Origin of the sequence: Actinomyces bouchesdurhonensis (assembly GCF_900128465.1) — a bacterium.
Lineage (GTDB): Bacteria > Actinomycetota > Actinomycetes > Actinomycetales > Actinomycetaceae > Pauljensenia > Pauljensenia bouchesdurhonensis.
The window spans coordinates 670,552-687,155 of record NZ_LT635868.1; the positions used below are offsets into that span (position 1 = coordinate 670,552).

The window sequence follows — 16,604 nt, forward strand, 5'->3', positions numbered from 1 at the left end:
CGCGTATGCTTCCCGTTCCGGATGCCCTCGTGGGTGAACGGGTGGACGCCGCACTGGCTCGTATGCTCGGCCTGTCGCGCTCGCGCTGCGCGGAGCTGGCGGGGGAGGGGCACGTCCTCATTAACGGCGTTGCTGCGGGGAAGTCGGATCGCCTCGGCGCCCTCGACATTATTGAGGTGACGATCCCGGAGCCTGAGAATAAGCCGACCCCGGTCACCGATATGACGATCCTGTATGACGACGAGGACATCGTCGTCGTCGATAAGCCCGTCGGTGTCGCCGCCCACACGGGACCCGGATGGGCGGGGCCCACGGTTCTGGGCAACCTCGAAGCAGCTGGCTTTCGGATCACCAGCTACGGGCCTCCCGAGCGCCAGGGCATCGTTCACCGCCTCGACGTAGGAACCTCTGGGGTGATGATGGTCGCCAAATCAGAGTTGGCTTACTCGGTCATGAAACGCGCCTTCAAAGAGCGCACGATCGAGAAGGTGTATCACGCGGTGGTGGCCGGACACCTTGACCCCGCTTCAGGCACCATTGACGCGCCGATCGGTCGCCACCCGTCGCGCGAGTGGCGCATGGCTGTGATCGACGGCGGGAAGCGCGCCGTCACCCATTACGACACGCTTGAACTCATGGCGGGCGCTCAACTCACCGAGGTGCACCTTGAGACGGGGCGCACCCACCAGATTCGTGTCCATATGGCTGCCGTCGGCCATCCCTGTGTCGGCGACACCTTCTACGGTGCGGACCCCACCCAGGCTGAGCGCCTGGGGCTCACCCGCCAGTGGCTCCACGCCGTGCGCCTGGGCTTTGCGCACCCGCGCACGGGTATGCCGATGAGCGTGTCCAGCCCCTACCCGGCCGACCTTCAGGCCGCCCTGGAGACGCTGCGCCACCCCCGCGACTGACGCGGGGAAGTGGGCCCGCGCAACCCGGCCACGGCCTCGTCGGTGAGCCGTGAGCTGAACGACCGTGCGCCCCCGGGAGTCGCGCGGCCCCAGCTGGGCCCAGGACAGTAGAATCGACGCATGGCTGATTCCTTCGTGCACCTCCACAATCACTCCGAGTATTCGATGCTCGACGGGGCTGCGAAGACGAAAGCCATGGCGCAAGAGGCGGCGCGCCTGGGGCAACCCGCGATCGGCCTGACTGATCACGGCTACCTTTTCGGTGCCTACGATTTCTACACGAACTGCAAGAACGCCGGGGTTAAACCCATCATCGGCCTGGAAGCCTATGTGACGCCCGGGACCTCGCGTTTTGATCGACAGAAGGTCCTATGGGGCGAGCCGTGGCAGCGCGCCGATGACGTGAGCGCGGGTGGCTCCTATAATCACCTGACCCTTATCGCCTACAACACGACGGGCATGCTCAACTTGTTCCGCTTGGGTTCGTATGCCTCGACGGACGGTCAGTTCGGCAAGTGGCCGCGCGCCGACAAGGAACTGCTCGCTCAGTTTCACGAGGGACTCATCGTGTTCACGGGATGCCCCTCGGGTGCCGTGCAGACGCGACTGCGCTTGGGGCAGTGGGACGAGGCCGTGGCTGAGGCCGCGGAACTGCGCGACATTTTCGGGGCGGACAACTTCTACGTCGAGGTCATGGACCATGGCATCGACATCGAGCGACGCACCCACCAGCAGGTCCTCGAGATCGCCAAGCTTATGAACGCGCCCCTCGTGGCCACCAACGACGCGCACTACGTCAAGCGCGACGACCGCAAGATCCAGGACGCCCTCCTGTGCATCAACTCGGGTTCGCGCATCAACGACCCCGACCGTTTCAAGTTCGACGGCGACGGCTACTACATCCGCCCCTCCGATGAGATGCGTTCGCTGTGGAGCGAGCTGCCTGGCGCCTGCGACTCGACCCTCGAGATTGCGCAGCGCTGCGACGTGCACTTTACGACCACGAAGGAGGGCGCGAACTACATGCCCGACTTCCCGGTCCCCGAGGGCGAGGATAAGACCTCGTGGTTCATCAAGGAGGTCGAGCGAGGCCTGCGTGACCGTTTCCCGAACGGCATTCCTGACGCCGTGCGCAAGCAGGCCCAGTACGAGGAAGACGTCATTATTTCGATGGGATTCCCCGGCTACTTCCTCACCGTCGCCGACTACATCAACTGGGCGAAGTCCCAGGGCATCCGCGTGGGACCCGGTCGTGGCTCGGGCGCGGGGTCGATGGTCGCCTACGCCATGAAGATCACCGAGCTCAACCCCCTCGACCACGGCCTGATCTTCGAGCGATTCCTTAACCCCGAGCGAATCTCGATGCCCGACTTCGACGTCGACTTCGATGAACGCAGGCGCGACGAGGTCATCGCCTACGTGAAGCGCAAGTACGGTGAGGACCGCATCAGCCAGGTCGTCACCTACGGCACGATTAAGACCAAGCAGGCCCTGAAGGACTCCGCGCGCATCCTCGGCAAGGACTTCAAGGTCGGCGAGCAGCTGACCAAGGCGCTGCCCCCCGCGATTATGGGCAAGGACATCACGGTCCACGGCATCTTCGACGAGAAGGACAAGCGCTACGCCGAGGCCTCGGAGTTCCGTAAGTTCTACGAGGAGAACCCGGACACGCACGAGGTCGTCCAGTATGCGCTCGGCCTGGAGGGACTCACCCGCCAGTGGGGCGTGCATGCGTGTGCGGTCATCATGAGCTCCCATACGCTCACCGACATCATCCCGATCATGAAGCGCCCGCAGGACGGAGCGATCATCACGCAGTTCGACTACCCGACGTGTGAGACGCTGGGTCTGCTCAAGATGGACTTCCTGGGCCTGCGTAACCTCACGGTCGTGTCGGATGCGCTTCAGAACATTGCGCTTAACGGCAAGCCGGACCCGGACCTCGATCACCTGGCCTTCGACGATAAGAAGACGTATGAGCTGCTGGGACGCGGCGAGACCCTGGGCGTCTTCCAGCTCGATGGTGGTGGCATGCGCGACCTCCTCAAGCTCATGAAGCCCGACAACTTCGAAGACATCTCCGCCGTCGGCGCCCTGTACCGCCCGGGTCCCATGGGCGCGAACTCGCACACGAACTACGCGCTGCGTAAGAACGGACGTCAGGAGATTACGCCCATCCACCCGGAGCTGGAAGAACCGCTCAAAGACATTCTGGGCACGACCTTCGGCTTGATCGTGTATCAGGAGCAGGTCATGCAGATCGCTCAGAAGTTAGCGGGATACTCGCTGGGCCAGGCGGACATCCTGCGTAAGGCGATGGGTAAGAAGAAGAAGGAGGTCCTGGACCAGCAGTTCAAGGGCTTCCGTCAGGGCATGGTCGACAACGGCTACTCCGAGGAGTCGATCAAGGCCCTGTGGGACGTCGTCGTGCCTTTCTCCGCCTACGCCTTCAACAAGGCTCACTCGGCGGCCTACGGCCTTGTCTCTTACTGGACGGCGTTCCTCAAGGCGAACTACCCGACCGAGTACATGGCGGCTTTGCTGACTTCGACGAAGGACAACAAGGATCGTCGTGCCCTCTATCTGGCGGAGTGCCGCCACATGGACATTACGGTCCTGCCCCCGGACGTGAATGCGTCGATGGGTAACTTCGCCCCTGATGGAGAAGCGATTCGCTTTGGCCTGAATGCCATCCAGAACGTGGGCGGCCCAGTCGTCGAAGCGATCGTTTCGACCCGCACCGAGAAGGGGCGCTTCTCCTCGTTCCAGGACTTCCTGGACAAGGTCCCGCAGGTGGTGTGCAACAAGCGCACGATCCAGTCCCTGATCCGTGCCGGCGCCTTCGACTCGATGGGGCACACGCGCCGCGCTCTCCTGGCTCGCTGCGACGAGGCCGTGGACGCGATCATCGACGTCAAGCGCAACGAGGCGATCGGGCAGTTCGACCTTTTCGGCTCGCTTGGGGAGGAAGAAGATTCAGGGTCGGGCCTCACGATCGATATTCCCGATCTGCCCGAGTTCGATCGTAAGACGAAGCTGGCCGCTGAACGTGAGATGCTGGGCCTATACGTCTCTGATCATCCGCTGCGTGGGGTGGAGGCTGCGTTGGCTCGCCACCAGGACTATGAGATCGCGCAGGTCGTGGGTTCGGAAGAGGCGATGGCGGATCGCGTCGTGAAGATCGCCGGCCTGGTGTCGGGGGTGACCACGAAGGTGACGAAGCAGGGTAACGCGTGGGCGATTGCGACGATCGAGGATCTGTCGGGTTCGGTGGATGTTCTCTTTTTCCCGCGCTCCTATGAGTCGATTCAGACTTACCTGGCTCAGGACATTATTGTCCAGATCGAAGGAAAAGTGAACGTGCGTGAGGAGGGGATGACCATTTACGGCCAGTCGATGACCCTTCTCGATCTGTCGGGCGGGGCTGACCAGCCTCTGGACCTGCGTTTGTCGGCTGCACGCTGCACGCCTGAACTCCTCACGGACTTGCGCGGTGTCCTTGAATCTTTCCCGGGAGGTTCACCGGTGCGTCTGCACCTGACGGAGCCAGGGCGCGTCACTGTCGTCGAACTGGACCCGAAGCTGCGTGTTGAACAAACCAGTGCTTTCTTCAGCCATATCAAGGCGGTTGTGGGCGCAGGTGGGGTGGTTACTAGCGCCTAGGTGCGTTTCCCTGTGATGTACCTATCGCTCATGGGCGGGGGAATGCGGCGTTGTTGGTGTCTGATGAGGCGGATCCGACGATGGCTGCTGCCCGGCCCCAAGGCGCGTCGACCTCGACCAGGTCGCCTGCGCTTAGGTGGTGGCCTCGGCGCGTTTCTCGCACGCCGTTGACGCTCACGTCCCCGTCCTGAATGAGTGCGCGGGCCTGCGCGCCGTCTTCCGCGAGGGAGGCAAGTTTGACGAATTGGCCGAGCTTAATTTGCCCGCGCACGGGAATCGTGGGGGTCGTCATGAGGGGTCCTTTCGCTGGTGGGGGCTGTGTGGAGCGCGAGCGCGCGTTTGAACAGTATCCTTGGTGTCGAAGACAGACAATAAGGAGGAGCGGTGAGCGCTCACAACGACGATATTGATGCGGAGTTCCAGTCGCTGGTCGCATCGCTGGGGGAGACCGTGCCGTCGGCTTCGTCTCTGCCTGCGCGTGACCTGGACGATACGCCTGTTGACGAGTCGCTGCACCTGGAGGGGGGGCGCCTGTCGGTCGCGCTGGTGCTCGCGCCGATTGCGTACCCCGAGGCCTTGCACTCGCTGTTGGCGTTGTCGGGCATCCGCGAATCTATCGTGCGTCTCAAACCTTGGACTGCTGTGTGGCTGCGTGTTGAGACGACCCCGACGGACGAGGAGGAGCTTGATGCTCTCCTGACGGGCCAGCGTCCGATGCCGGATGCGGTCGATCGTGTCGCGCGGGCCGTGTCGCGCCTGTCCAAGTACGGGTCGGTTGCCCTCATGAGTTGGCTCGTGGAGGGCGATGGCGTTGAGCCGGGTGTGTCTGGCCGTATTTCTGCGCAGCGTTACGTGGGCGGAGAGCCGGAGGAAGCGATTCCTGCGGGGCTGCTCCTCGGGGCGATGCCGGCGGCCACTGAGGATCTGCTGCTTGGGCGTACGACGCCGTGCGACTACTCGGATTCGGTGAGTGCCGATGGGACGCGCAGGGGGGGCGGTCCCTTCGGTTGGTTCCGTCGCAAGTCCTCATGAGCGTTCTTGAACTGCTGCCAGCCGTCGATGTGACGGGCGGGCAGGCGGTGCGCCTGTCTGGCGGATCGGTGGATTGCGGCTCGTGGGGTAGTCCCCTCGATGTCGCCCGTTCTTTTTACGAGGCGGGGGCGCGTTGGGTGCACCTGGTGGACCTTGATCTGGCGTTCGGTCGCGGTGATAATGCTGAGCTTCTTGCCCGGGTTATCAGTGATGTTCCAGTCGCGGTTGAGCTGTCGGGAGGTATCACCAGTCGAGCGGCGATCGAAGCCGGATTGGAGATGGGACCCGCGCGCGTCAATATTGCCACGCAGGCACTTCGCAACATCGACGCGGTGTGTGAGGCGATCGAGTGTTTCGGTGAGCGCGTCGCTGTTTGCCTGGATGTGCGCGGCGATCGGCTGGCTGCGCGCGGAGGTGACGGCGAGGGGGCAAACGTCTGGGGGGTGCTGCGTCTCCTGAACGAGGTTGGGGTGGCTCGCCTGGTCGTGACTGACGTGATGCGTGATGGGCAGATGAACGGCTCGAATCTGGAGCTGGTTGCCCGCATTGCTGGCTCGACGAACGCGCGAGTCATTGCTTCGGGCGGTATCAACTCACTCGCTGACATTGAGGCGTTGCGTGCGCTCGATATTGAGGGTGCGATCGTCGGTAAAGCGCTCTACCGGGGCGCCTTCACGCTGGCCGATGCGATGGTGGTTGCCGGTCATGAGGAGCGGTGATGGGTGCCCGTCTGTCCGAGGAGCAAAAGAATCGTTTGGCTAGGCGCCTGTCGATGATGAGTCCCGACCGTGCCGACGTGGGTCAGGGGCTGCCCTGCACGACTCGCGCACTCGCGTTGGGGCGGGGCGCTGACGGCGGAGCCGCGCGACTTCAGGCCCTTGTGGATGCGCTTGCAGTCGAGCGCGTCATCGTCCCCGTTGATGTTGAACCAGATCCTCGTGTGACGGGAGTTCATGCGGGCGACAATGAGCATGCTCCCACCGACTTCGTGCGCGTACTCACTCCCGCGGGTGAGGCGCTTGCGATCTATTCATCGGCGCAGGCTCTGTCCGCACATCGCCCCGGTGACCGTCCGATGGCCTTGAGTGTTCGCACGATCTGCTTGACGGCACTGGTCGAGACCAGTGGGCGCATCGTCATGAACCCGGGTACCGACGCCGTAGTGTTGCCGCGCCCGGCCGTCGCGGCCCTCGCGCAGGGCGACACGTGGTTGCCCGCGTGGCGTGATACGGCCTTGCGCGACCAACTCGTGGCTGAGGCCGGCGCAGTTTGTCCCGCAATCGTCGATCTGTCGGTCGTCTATGCGGGCGACGGCTTGATACGTGTCGTCGTATCCGTGGACCGCGCCTCCTATGCGGATGGGGCAGATGCCTCGGCGATGAAGGCTGCGCTTTCCCAGGCGCTGTCCCAGATCGGGGCCAGTCCACGTCTGATTGCCTCGGCAGACCGCGTCGAGATTGCACCCGTGCTGCGCTGAAGACGCCGATGGTTGACCTGCCCTGGGCGCCGGTTGTCGATGTGTCCAGCGCGCTCGGGGACCAGTTCGTCTCGGTCCGATCAGCGTGTCATCGTGAGTGAGGAGGGCAATGCTTTCCGATATGGCGTGTTCCTGTTGATTCTGGTAGTGTGGGTTTGACCGTCTGGGCGAACGCCCGGAACGCAAGCGGAGAAATCCCACCTGGATACCCGCCTCTCGCCTGAGAGGATGCCGCCCGCAGGGCGAAGCGCAGGGGATCGGGTTTGGCGGTCGACACGCGTGTGTGTTGACTCCTTGGAAGCCTCCGTACGCGTCGCGTATCGGAGGCTTTTCGCTGCGCGCATAAGGATTCTGTGGAAGGAGCCGCTCATCAGCGAGACTCGCATCAATGAGCGTATTCGAGTCCCCGAGGTTCGCCTTGTGGGACCCGGAGGTGAACAGGTAGGCGTCGTCCGAGTTGAGGATGCGCTGCGTCTGGCCGAAGAGGCCGGGCTTGACCTGGTTGAGGTTGCGCCGAACGCTAAACCGCCCGTCGCAAAGCTCATGGATTACGGCAAGTACAAGTACGAGGCCGCCCAGAAGGCGCGTGATGCTCGCCGTAATCAGGCGAACACGCAGCTAAAGGAAATCCGCTTCCGACTCAAGATCGACGATCATGACTTCGGCGTCAAGAAGGGCCACGTAGAGCGCTTCCTGTCTGCCGGCGACAAGGTCAAGGTCATGATCATGTTCCGCGGTCGAGAGCAGTCTCGTCCCGAGGCCGGCGTTCGCCTCCTGCAGCGTCTCGCCGAGGAGATCGGTGAGCTCGCTACCGTCGAGTCGATGCCCCGTCAGGACGGGCGCAACATGACGATGGTGCTGGCTCCCACCAAGCGTAAGGCCGACGCCCTGACTGAGCAGCGCAAGCGCCGCGAAGCCGAGCGTGCTGAGCGCCGGGGCAAGCGCGCGGAGCGCGCCAGTAAGGACCAGGCCCGAGTGGCAGCCGACAAAGCTGCCGAACAGGACTGACGGCGATAGTAATCGCCTCACAACGAAGGAATAGAAATGCCGAAGAACAAGACTCATTCCGGTGCTAAGAAGCGCTTCCGCACGACTGGCTCGGGCAAGATCATGCGTGAGCAGGCCGGCGCCCGCCACCTGCTGGAGCACAAGTCCAGCCGCAAGACCCGCCGCCTGGCGACCGACCAGGTCCTGGAGACCGCCGACGTTAAGCGCGTCAAGCGTCTGCTGGGCAAGTGAGTTCGAGTTAGAGGAGAACAATAGAAAATGGCACGTGTTAAGCGTTCTGTCAACGCCAAGAAGAAGCGTCGTACTGTACTCGAACAGGCCTCCGGCTACCGTGGCCAGCGCTCGCGCATGTACCGTAAGGCCAAGGAGCAGGTCACTCACTCCTTCGTCTACTCCTACCGCGACCGCAAGGCCAAGAAGGGTGACTTCCGCCGCCTGTGGATCCAGCGCATCAACGCCGCGTCCCGCGCCCAGGGGCTGACCTACAACCGCCTCATCCAGGGCCTGAACTTGGCTGGCGTTGAGGTTGATCGCCGTATGCTGGCCGAGCTGGCCGTGAACGACCTTAACGCGTTCAACGCGCTGGTGAAGGTCGCCAAGGACGCGCTGCCCGCCGACGTCAACGCCCCCAAGGCCTGATTGGTGAGTTCTTTTCCCGAGCGCCTGACCCTTCTCGATAATCCCCGCGCCGACCGCGTGCGCAGGGTGTCGGGTCTGGTCGGGCGCTCGGCGCGTTTGCGTTCGGGCCTGATGCTCGTGGAGGGGCCTCAGGCCGTGCGTGAACTCGCGCGTTTCCGTCCCGGCGCTGTCCGTGACGTGTACGTGCGTGAGGATGCGTGGGACACCCACGCTGACGTCGTGGAGGCGGCGCGGTGCGCGACTCGTTGGGTGCACCCCGTCACGAACGAGGTCTCGGCGGTACTCTCGCGTGATTCGCAGGGTGTGTGCGCGGTGGCGTCCCATGACGCCCTCGTGCGTGAACTGCCGGAGCCGAGCGTGGGGGAGACACTCGTTGTGCTCGCCCAGGGACGTGACCCCGGCAACGTCGGCACGATCATTCGCACGGCTGACGCCTTTGGAGCCTCGGGTGTCATTACTGTTGCGGGCACAGTGGAAGCGACGAACCCGAAGGTCGTGCGCGCCAGCGCCGGCTCGGTGTTCCATGTTCCCGTGTGCGTCGTGCCATCTTTTGAGGAGGTTCGCTTCCTCGTGCACGGCCGCGGTGCCGCCCTGCTGGGGACCAGCGGCGGTGCCGGATCCGTCGACTTGGCGCAGATGCTCGTGCAGGGCGTCTCCGTACGCTCGCGTCTCTCGCAGTCCCACGCGTGGGTGTTCGGCAACGAGGCGACGGGGTTGTCGGGGGCGCAGATGCGCCTGTGCGATGCCCTTGTCTCGATTCCGATGAGTGGTGACGCTGAATCGCTCAACGTCGCGAGCGCGGCGACAGCGTGCCTTTTCGCATCTCAGACAGTGCGAGGAATGGCGCTCTGAGTGTCGTCATCACGGCGCACTGTGGCGCGCGAGACTAGTCTGGATGACATGAAGTTAGCCGACCTGTCCGAGGCACAATTAGTCTCCTACTTCCGCGATTATTTTCCTGTCGGTGAGCGCACCCTTATCGGTATCGGTGACGACTGCGCGCAGATCGCGGCGCCCGAGGGGTCATTCATCGTGACGACGGATGTTATGGTGGAGGATCAGCACTTCCACCTGTCGTGGTCCACTGGTTACGAAGTTGGAGCGCGTGTCGCTGCTCAGAATCTGGCGGACATTGATGCGATGGGCGGCAGGCCGACGGGTCTCGTGGCCTCGGTCGTGGCTCCTCGGCAGATGGATGCGGACGTGTTCCTCGACGTTGTTCGAGGCTTGGGGGATCGGGCGCGCCAGGTCGGCGCGGGCGTCGTGGGAGGGGATCTGAGCGCGGGGGAGAAGCTCACGATCTCCGTGACTGCCTTCGGGTACTGCCCGGGTCCGGTCGTGAGCCGCGACGGCGCTCTACCTGGTGATGTGATTGCCGTCAGCGGCACGCTTGGTTTCTCCTACGCGGGCCTGGACTTGCTCGCGGGTGGGCATGTCGATCCTCGCGCCCGGGGCGTTGGCCAGTTGGGTGAGCTTGAACCCTTCGTGCGTACCTACCGTGCGCCCGATCCTCCTCTTGGATCCGGTGTTGCAGCTGCGAGCGCGGGGGCACGAGCCATGATGGATCTGTCGGATGGACCCGCTGCCGACGCCGCGCGCATTTCGAGGGCCTCGGGCGTCGTGATCGAATTCGACCGGCCCGCGATCGAGCGCGAGGCCTGGCGGTTGCAGGCGCCGGCTCTTATCTGCCGAGCCGATCCCGTGAAGTGGGTACTCCAGGGAGGAGAGGAACACGGCATGATTGCTGCTTTCCCGCCGGATGTACGACTACCGGAGGGATTTCGAGTGATTGGCCAAACCCGCGCATGCGAGTCGGGCGAGGAATCCTGTGCAATGTTCGATGGGGAGATCCTGCGCGGTGCGTGGGATCATTTCTCCTCCGATTCCGTAGACTAGTGTGATGTGGACCGCTGATGGTGTCTCCGGGTTGTCCGGGAGGCGTGGCGGTACAGCTACCAACGAATGGAGAACGTCACGATGACCGCGTCGACTGAGGGGACCCAGGCCTCGTCCCGTCCGATGTCGCGCCTTGCGCGTAAGCTCGCTGAAACCTCTGAGGAAGTTCCGGCCACCGCCGGCTTGTCTCTCCCGTGTCTGCGCGGTGACGCTGCGGTGCCGCCGACCAAGGGGCTGCCGGTCGTCACCCATGAGGAGGGTGCACAGGGGTGACACCACGATGTGGTGACCTAGCGATAGGGGGCGATCGTCGATCGCGTCTCCTTCTGGTCCGAGGCCACAGACACCCGGCTGTGGCTTAAGCGTTGACGCGGAGTGCTCGCCATCTCGATCACCGATCGGTCGATGGCTCTCAGTCTTTCTGCCCGACCATGGCAATATAACTTGTCATAGTCATAACTGATTAACGTTGACTGGTGCATATGGCTGTGTTACTAGTTTCCCTGTTGTGGTAATCGCTTGTCGAGGAAGTCTCTGGTGGATTATCCGAGACATCACCGACGGACGCCGTGAGGAGCGAGCAATGAATGCTGCAAGTGATGACTTGACCGGGAGCGCGATCCGTCCGATAGCTATTGGCATGGATGGCGATCCCGTCCCCGATCCGCCGACGTTGTCATCGAGTGTGCCAGGCATGTCCGCCCCGCTGTCGGCTTGTACATACAGCCCTGGACAGGGCCAGTTTCCGATGGGTGAGCCGATTGCGATGGCACCGGCGATGGCTGGGGGAGTTCAGCCCTTAGTCACTGCGGTCTCCCAGCGTCCGCGCAAGCGCGCCAACCCCATTTTTTTCGCTGCCCTGTTCCTCGTTGTACTCGCGGTGGTAGCAGTTGGCAGCTTCGTCCTTGCGAACTCAATGCGTACACCCGAAGCGCAGGTGCGCCGTTACCTGGACTACCTCGCACAAGGGAACGCCAGCGCTGCCACAGCGATGGTTGATCCAGGTGTGGCCAACGATGAACGCGTCTTTTTAACGGACGAGGTCATGGCCTCGGCAACCTCGCTGCTGCAGGTCGAAGATGTCGTTGACAGGGATGAGGGGCGCACATCGAAGAAACACACCGTAAACGCCACAGTGACGGTCGGCGATGTCCATTTTACCTTCCCCTTTGAAGTCCAAGAAAGCAAACCGACACTGGGAATCATCAAGAACTGGACGATCCAAAACGCCCTAGTCGTTCCCATCGCCGTCAGGATTAAGAATGTGTCGACGTTTAGCATCGGCGGCGTGACGGCGCCCGTCAGTGATGACAATTATTTCCCATACACGTCCCCGATCTACATGCTGTATCCAGGGGTCTACACGGTGAGTGCCGCCGACCCGGGGGATTATATCGAAGCCGACCCGGTCATCTTCAAGGCCGCGAGAGACGAGTACAAGTTCGGTGCCGACCCGCTTCGGTATGTGACGGTCGATACATCATACAGTGATTCGTTGCTTGCAGCTGCGGTCGACGCGATGGTCGCGCAGACCACGTCGTGCGCCACGCCTCCGGAGAATCTCGATACGGTGTGTCCCTTCGGGCTGCAGCGAACAGATTTGACCATTCTTGAGGTTAAGCAGATGCCGTCCACGGCGAAACAGTGGGATGACGACCCATCCGAGTTCCACGATTACGCCTTCTTTAAGGTGCAACAGGGGGCCGGGACTCCGATCTACACCCTGAAGTCAACTGTGTACGCGACGTTGAAGTTTGACGAAAACGGAAAGATGGTGGTCGATTCTGCTGGTAAGCCTCAGTTCTGGCTGAGGTACGAGGTAGAATAGGTTTGACGCTCTGACACTCCCCGATCGTGTGACGGTCGGGGAATGTCTCGTATCCGCTTTGTGACCCGGCTTTGACTCTTTCCCACTGGCGTGTGATCATAGGCACGTCTTTTTGACCGGTGGTCGGTATCGCCTCGTTTGTCGCCCGATGTCGACGCCGGAGTTTTTGTGCATCGTGAGGAGCGAGTCGTGAATACTGACAACAACGAAACCATCGGCGCCGATATACCTGTGCCATCCCCAACGACGGTTGGTCCTACTCCCGGCGCCGCCTCTGTCGTTACTTCTGGTGCCGGCCCTGTTCCGGGTCCTGGTGCCGCCCCTGTTCCGGGTCCTGGTGTGGCGCCCGCTGCGGGGGTGTCGTTTGCTCCCGTCTCGCCACGCGCTAAGAAGCGAGTGAAGCTGATTGGCGCCCTGGTGGGTGTTCTCGTGGTGCTGGTGATCGCTGGCGTGGTGGCGATCAAGGTTGTTAATAGTTCGCGCACGCCCGAGGCCGAGGTGCGCAGGTACCTGGATCTGCTGGCTTCTGGTCAGGCCAGTGCGGCGACGGCCATGGTGGATCCGGGTGTGAATAACGACCAGCGTACCTTCCTGACTGACGACGTGATGGCCTCGGCGAGTTCGCTGCTGGTCATCGAGGACGTGGTTGCCGACAAGAACGAGGGTTCCGACACGCGCACGGTGACCGCCACCATGCAGGTCAACGGCGAACGCTTCACCCACGACTTCACCGTGACGATGGGGAAGTCGACGTTGGGCGTTCTGAATAACTGGACAGTGAAGGACTCTCTTGCCGCGCAAGTGAGCGTTGATGCTGAAGGGTACACTCAGTTCACCGTCGGTGGCACGAGCGCCGATGTGTCCTCGGCGGTCCGCAGTGGCAAGGACGACGCCTACCTCTTCTACCCCGGCGTCTACACGTTCACGCCAGTCGCGCCGAACGAGTATGCAAACTCTAACCCGGAGACGGTGTCGGTCCTCGATGATGGTTTGGGTGACAACAGCGCCGTTGTGACGCTGAAGGCCACCTATAACGCAAAGTTGACAGCAGCAGCGATAGCGGCAGGACAGCAGAGTGTTGACTCCTGCACGTCCATCCCAGGCAACCAGAACTCTTCATGCCCATTCGCGATCCAGAGTGATGCGGTCACCGAGGTGACGGGGTTCATGCCTAAAGCGCTGGCACCAGTGTCCGACGACCAGCCGACAGTATTCCGGGCGTCTGTCATCTTCACAGCGACATACTCCAACAAGTACTACATGGCAGGCACACGAGACGTGGAGGCCAATGTGGAGATTCGCGCGCAGCTGGATGACGACAAGGTGCTCAAACTGGACAAGGACGGCAATCCCGAGTTCACGGTGAGCTTTACCCGCTGAGGCAGTGTCTGTGCGTTTCTAATCCGTGATGGTGCCCTCGGCCTAACACGGGGGCACCATCTATCCGCTTTGTGACCCGGCTTTGACTCTTTCCCACTGGCGTGTGATCATAGGCACGTCTTTTTGACCGGTGGTCGGTATCGCCTCGTTTGTCGCCCGATGTTGACGCCGGAGTTTTTGTGCATCGTGAGGAGCGAGTCGTGAATACTGACAACAACGAAACCATCGGCGCCGATATACCTGTGCCATCCCCAACGACGGTTGGTCCTACTCCCGGCGCCGCCTCTGTCGTTACTTCTGGTGCCGGCCCTGTTCCGGGTCCTGGTACCGCCCCTGTTCCGGGTCCTGGTACCGCCCCTGTTCCGGGTCCTGGTGTGGCGCCCGCTGCGGGGGTGTCGTTCGCTCCCGTCTCGCCACGCGCTAAGAAGCGAGTGAAGCTGATTGGCGCCCTGGTGGGTGTTCTCGTGGTGCTGGTGATCGCTGGCGTGGTGGCGATCAAGGTTGTTAATAGTTCGCGCACGCCCGAGGCCGAGGTGCGCAGGTACCTGGATCTGCTGGCTTCTGGTCAGGCCAGTGCGGCGACGGCCATGGTGGATCCGGGTGTGAATAACGACCAGCGTACCTTCCTGACTGACGACGTGATGGCCTCGGCGAGTTCGCTGCTGGTCATCGAGGACGTGGTTGCCGACAAGAACGAGGGTTCCGACACGCGCACGGTGACCGCCACCATGCAGGTCAACGGCGAACGCTTCACCCACGCGTTTCGGGTCACCTCCGGTCAAGCAACGATGGGAATCCTTGATAACTGGAAGATTCGGGACTCGCTGGCAGTGCCTGTGACCGTCGACGGCGACGGCATCGATCAATTTTCTGTCGGTGACACTAAGGCCTCTATCGACAAGGCAAGCTTCTACATGGAGGGGCGTTCCTTCCTCTTCTATCCGGGCGCATACAATTTCACGCCCGTCGCGCCCAACGAGTACGTTGACACGACTCCCGTCGCCGTCTCCGTGCTTGACGACGTTCGCACTGCGGGCGGCGATGGCAGGAGTGACGTGACCTTCAAAGCAACCTACAACGACAAGCTTGAAGCCGCCGCTCTCGAAGCGGCTCAGGCGCTCGTTGAATCGTGTGGGACCTATCCGGGCAACCAGGGTGACGACTGCTCGTCCCTGATTCAGGGAGAAAACGTCACCGCTATTTCCATCAAGGAAATGCCAACATCTCTCGAGTCCTACAGCTTCGATCCAACGTCATTTTCTGGGGGCGTGACGTACACGGTCACGACAGGGGAGGGAGCACTGTTCCCCGGAACTCGGGACGTCGGCCTGACGGTGAAGGTCGACGCGCGTTTCAATGACGACGGAGTGATGATGATGACCGCTGACGGTAAGCCGGACTTTAGAGTGTCCTTCGCCTTCTAGCGTCGTTAGCGAGCACCCTATACACGTGTTGCCCGTCCGCGTCTGCGGACGGGCAACACGTATCCGCTCCGTGATCGTTCTTTGACTGACCGCGCGCACAGCGTGATACTGGGCACGCCAAAGCGGCTGGATGACGGGCACGCGGAACGCGTCTCGCTCCCGGCTGCGGATTGTCAACGTTGTGAGGAGCACATGATGGGCACTGAGAAGAATGAAGCGAACGCGGCACCGATACCCGCACCGCCCGCAACCCCAGAGGTTCCGGCTCCACCGACGTCCGCTGGGGCAGGCGTGTCGCCCACGCCTGCCCCTGGCCGGGGCAAGAAGCGAGCGATGGTGATCGGAACCCTCGTTGGTGTCCTCGTGGTGCTGGTGATCGCTGGCGTGGCGGCGATCAAGGTTGTCAATAGCTCTCGTACCCCCGAGGCCGAGGTGCGCAGGTACCTGGATCTGCTGGCTTCTGGAAAGGCCAGTGCGGCGACCGCCATGGTTGATCCGGGCGTGCCGGACGACCAGCGTGTCTTCCTGACCGACGACGTCATGGCCTCGTCCCAATCACTGCTCGTTGTCGAAGAAGTGGTGGCCGACAAGAATGAGGATCTCCAGACGCGTCAGGTTTCGGCCACCGTACAGGTCAACGGGGAACGCTTCACCCACGCCTTCACCGTCACCAAGGACAAGCCGACGATGGGCGTCCTGAATAACTGGACGGTGAAGAACTCACTGGCTGCTCCGGTCAGCGTCGACGCACAGGGATACACCCAGTTCACCGTCGGTGGTGTGAGCGCCGATGCCCCTCGAGAGTTTGTCGCCGACAAGTCGGCCACCTACCTCTTCTACCCCGGCGTCTACACGTTCACGCCCGTCGCCCCGAGCGAATACGTGAACGTTAACACCAAGACCGTTACCGTCCTCGATGGCGTCCACGGTAGGTTCGCCAACCATGCCGATGCCGCTGATGTTTCCCTAGAAGCGACCTACAGCGATAAGCTGAAGGAGGCGGCGCTTGAATCCGCAAAGGAATTCCTGAACTCCTGTGCGTCCATCCCAGGCAACCAAAATTCTAACTGCCCATCCGCCCTCCAAAGCGACGCGGTCACCGCGATCTCCGTCAAGATAATGCCCACAACGATGGAGCCGATGGACATCGACCCGGGGGTCTTCCAAGGACCAGTCACTTTCGCGGTGACGTACTCCGACAAGTCCACCACACCGGGCACGCGCGACGTCGACACAACGGTGGTCGTCAACGTCCAATTCAGCAACGATGGGCTACTCAAGCTCACGTCGGATGGTAAGCCTGACTTCTGGGTTGGTGTATCCCGGTGAAGCCATCGTCACCCTCC

At 62.3% G+C, this 16,604-nt stretch carries 16 protein-coding genes; 15 read left to right on the forward strand and 1 reads right to left on the reverse strand.

Going from position 1 to position 16,604, the window contains the following annotated elements; translation table 11 throughout:
- Window positions 1-5: 5 nt before the first annotated feature.
- Window positions 6-911, forward strand: a complete 906-nt coding sequence (locus BQ7477_RS07975; RefSeq protein WP_073983577.1) for an RluA family pseudouridine synthase — start codon at window positions 6-8, stop codon at window positions 909-911.
- A gap of 120 nt (window positions 912-1,031) precedes the next feature.
- Window positions 1,032-4,574 carry a DNA polymerase III subunit alpha gene (gene dnaE, locus BQ7477_RS07980; RefSeq protein ID WP_073983474.1) on the forward strand — a complete coding sequence of 1,181 codons (3,543 nt, stop codon included), beginning with the start codon at window positions 1,032-1,034 and terminating at the stop codon, window positions 4,572-4,574.
- Window positions 4,575-4,602: 28 nt separating this feature from the next.
- Here dnaE and BQ7477_RS07985 read toward each other — a convergent pair whose 3' ends face one another.
- Window positions 4,603-4,866, reverse strand: a complete 264-nt coding sequence (locus tag BQ7477_RS07985; protein ID WP_073983475.1) for an RNA-binding S4 domain-containing protein — start codon at window positions 4,864-4,866, stop codon at window positions 4,603-4,605.
- Window positions 4,867-4,958: 92 nt separating this feature from the next.
- Here BQ7477_RS07985 and BQ7477_RS07990 point away from each other — a divergent pair, with 92 nt between their 5' ends.
- The 13 genes from BQ7477_RS07990 to BQ7477_RS08050 all read left to right on the forward strand — a co-directional run bounded on the left by BQ7477_RS07990 (window position 4,959) and on the right by BQ7477_RS08050 (window position 16,587).
- The gene (locus BQ7477_RS07990) at window positions 4,959-5,606 is read left to right on the forward strand and encodes a hypothetical protein (protein WP_073983476.1); all 648 of its coding nucleotides are present in this window, start codon (window positions 4,959-4,961) and stop codon (window positions 5,604-5,606) included.
- A complete protein-coding gene (locus tag BQ7477_RS07995) occupies window positions 5,603-6,325 on the forward strand; it encodes a HisA/HisF-related TIM barrel protein (protein ID WP_073983477.1) in 723 nt (240 codons plus the stop codon). The genes BQ7477_RS07990 and BQ7477_RS07995 overlap by 4 nt, the downstream gene beginning before the upstream one ends.
- A complete protein-coding gene (locus BQ7477_RS08000; RefSeq protein WP_073983478.1) occupies window positions 6,325-7,083 on the forward strand; it encodes an SseB family protein in 759 nt (252 codons plus the stop codon). Before BQ7477_RS07995 ends, BQ7477_RS08000 begins: the two co-directional genes overlap by 1 nt.
- Window positions 7,084-7,362: 279 nt before the next feature.
- Window positions 7,363-8,091, forward strand: a complete 729-nt coding sequence (infC, locus tag BQ7477_RS08005; protein WP_234968727.1) for a translation initiation factor IF-3 — start codon at window positions 7,363-7,365, stop codon at window positions 8,089-8,091.
- A gap of 36 nt (window positions 8,092-8,127) precedes the next feature.
- On the forward strand, window positions 8,128-8,322 hold the full coding sequence (gene rpmI / locus BQ7477_RS08010) for a 50S ribosomal protein L35 (RefSeq protein WP_005871559.1): 195 nt from the start codon (window positions 8,128-8,130) through the stop codon (window positions 8,320-8,322).
- 27 nt (window positions 8,323-8,349) lie between these two features.
- Window positions 8,350-8,730: a 50S ribosomal protein L20 gene (gene rplT, locus BQ7477_RS08015; RefSeq protein WP_073983479.1), complete on the forward strand. Its 381-nt coding sequence runs from the start codon at window positions 8,350-8,352 to the stop codon at window positions 8,728-8,730.
- A 3-nt stretch (window positions 8,731-8,733) separates the two neighbouring features.
- Complete coding sequence (locus BQ7477_RS08020; protein WP_073983480.1) at window positions 8,734-9,582, forward strand: TrmH family RNA methyltransferase; 849 nt, start codon at window positions 8,734-8,736, stop codon at window positions 9,580-9,582.
- Window positions 9,583-9,630: 48 nt separating this feature from the next.
- Window positions 9,631-10,626 carry a thiamine-phosphate kinase gene (gene thiL / locus BQ7477_RS08025; protein WP_073983579.1) on the forward strand — a complete coding sequence of 332 codons (996 nt, stop codon included), beginning with the start codon at window positions 9,631-9,633 and terminating at the stop codon, window positions 10,624-10,626.
- Between the two features lie 81 nt (window positions 10,627-10,707).
- Window positions 10,708-10,899, forward strand: coding sequence for a hypothetical protein (locus BQ7477_RS08030; protein WP_073983580.1), 192 nt, complete (start codon window positions 10,708-10,710; stop codon window positions 10,897-10,899).
- A gap of 310 nt (window positions 10,900-11,209) precedes the next feature.
- Window positions 11,210-12,454, forward strand: a complete 1,245-nt coding sequence (locus BQ7477_RS08035; RefSeq protein ID WP_084795725.1) for a zinc ribbon domain-containing protein — start codon at window positions 11,210-11,212, stop codon at window positions 12,452-12,454.
- A 189-nt stretch (window positions 12,455-12,643) separates the two neighbouring features.
- Window positions 12,644-13,834 carry a zinc ribbon domain-containing protein gene (locus tag BQ7477_RS08040; protein ID WP_338072952.1) on the forward strand — a complete coding sequence of 397 codons (1,191 nt, stop codon included), beginning with the start codon at window positions 12,644-12,646 and terminating at the stop codon, window positions 13,832-13,834.
- Window positions 13,835-14,226: 392 nt separating this feature from the next.
- Window positions 14,227-15,258, forward strand: coding sequence for a zinc ribbon domain-containing protein (locus BQ7477_RS08045; RefSeq protein ID WP_073983481.1), 1,032 nt, complete (start codon window positions 14,227-14,229; stop codon window positions 15,256-15,258).
- A 195-nt stretch (window positions 15,259-15,453) separates the two neighbouring features.
- The gene (locus BQ7477_RS08050; protein ID WP_073983583.1) at window positions 15,454-16,587 is read left to right on the forward strand and encodes a zinc ribbon domain-containing protein; all 1,134 of its coding nucleotides are present in this window, start codon (window positions 15,454-15,456) and stop codon (window positions 16,585-16,587) included.
- Window positions 16,588-16,604: the final 17 nt, after the last annotated feature.

Bases quoted from the DNA above. Each gene is read 5' to 3' on its own strand.
- rpmI (WP_005871559.1), top strand. From the start codon at position 8,128: ATGCCGAAGAACAAGACTCATTCCGGTGCTAAGAAGCGCTTCCGCACG.
- BQ7477_RS08030 (WP_073983580.1), top strand. From the start codon at position 10,708: ATGACCGCGTCGACTGAGGGGACCCAGGCCTCGTCCCGTCCGATGTCG.
- rplT (WP_073983479.1), top strand. From the start codon at position 8,350: ATGGCACGTGTTAAGCGTTCTGTCAACGCCAAGAAGAAGCGTCGTACT.
- thiL (WP_073983579.1), top strand. From the start codon at position 9,631: ATGAAGTTAGCCGACCTGTCCGAGGCACAATTAGTCTCCTACTTCCGC.
- BQ7477_RS07995 (WP_073983477.1), top strand. From the start codon at position 5,603: ATGAGCGTTCTTGAACTGCTGCCAGCCGTCGATGTGACGGGCGGGCAG.
- BQ7477_RS08000 (WP_073983478.1), top strand. From the start codon at position 6,325: ATGGGTGCCCGTCTGTCCGAGGAGCAAAAGAATCGTTTGGCTAGGCGC.
- BQ7477_RS07975 (WP_073983577.1), top strand. From the start codon at position 6: ATGCTTCCCGTTCCGGATGCCCTCGTGGGTGAACGGGTGGACGCCGCA.
- dnaE (WP_073983474.1), top strand. From the start codon at position 1,032: ATGGCTGATTCCTTCGTGCACCTCCACAATCACTCCGAGTATTCGATG.
- BQ7477_RS07985 (WP_073983475.1), bottom strand. From the start codon at position 4,866: ATGACGACCCCCACGATTCCCGTGCGCGGGCAAATTAAGCTCGGCCAA.
- BQ7477_RS08050 (WP_073983583.1), top strand. From the start codon at position 15,454: ATGGGCACTGAGAAGAATGAAGCGAACGCGGCACCGATACCCGCACCG.
- BQ7477_RS08035 (WP_084795725.1), top strand. From the start codon at position 11,210: ATGAATGCTGCAAGTGATGACTTGACCGGGAGCGCGATCCGTCCGATA.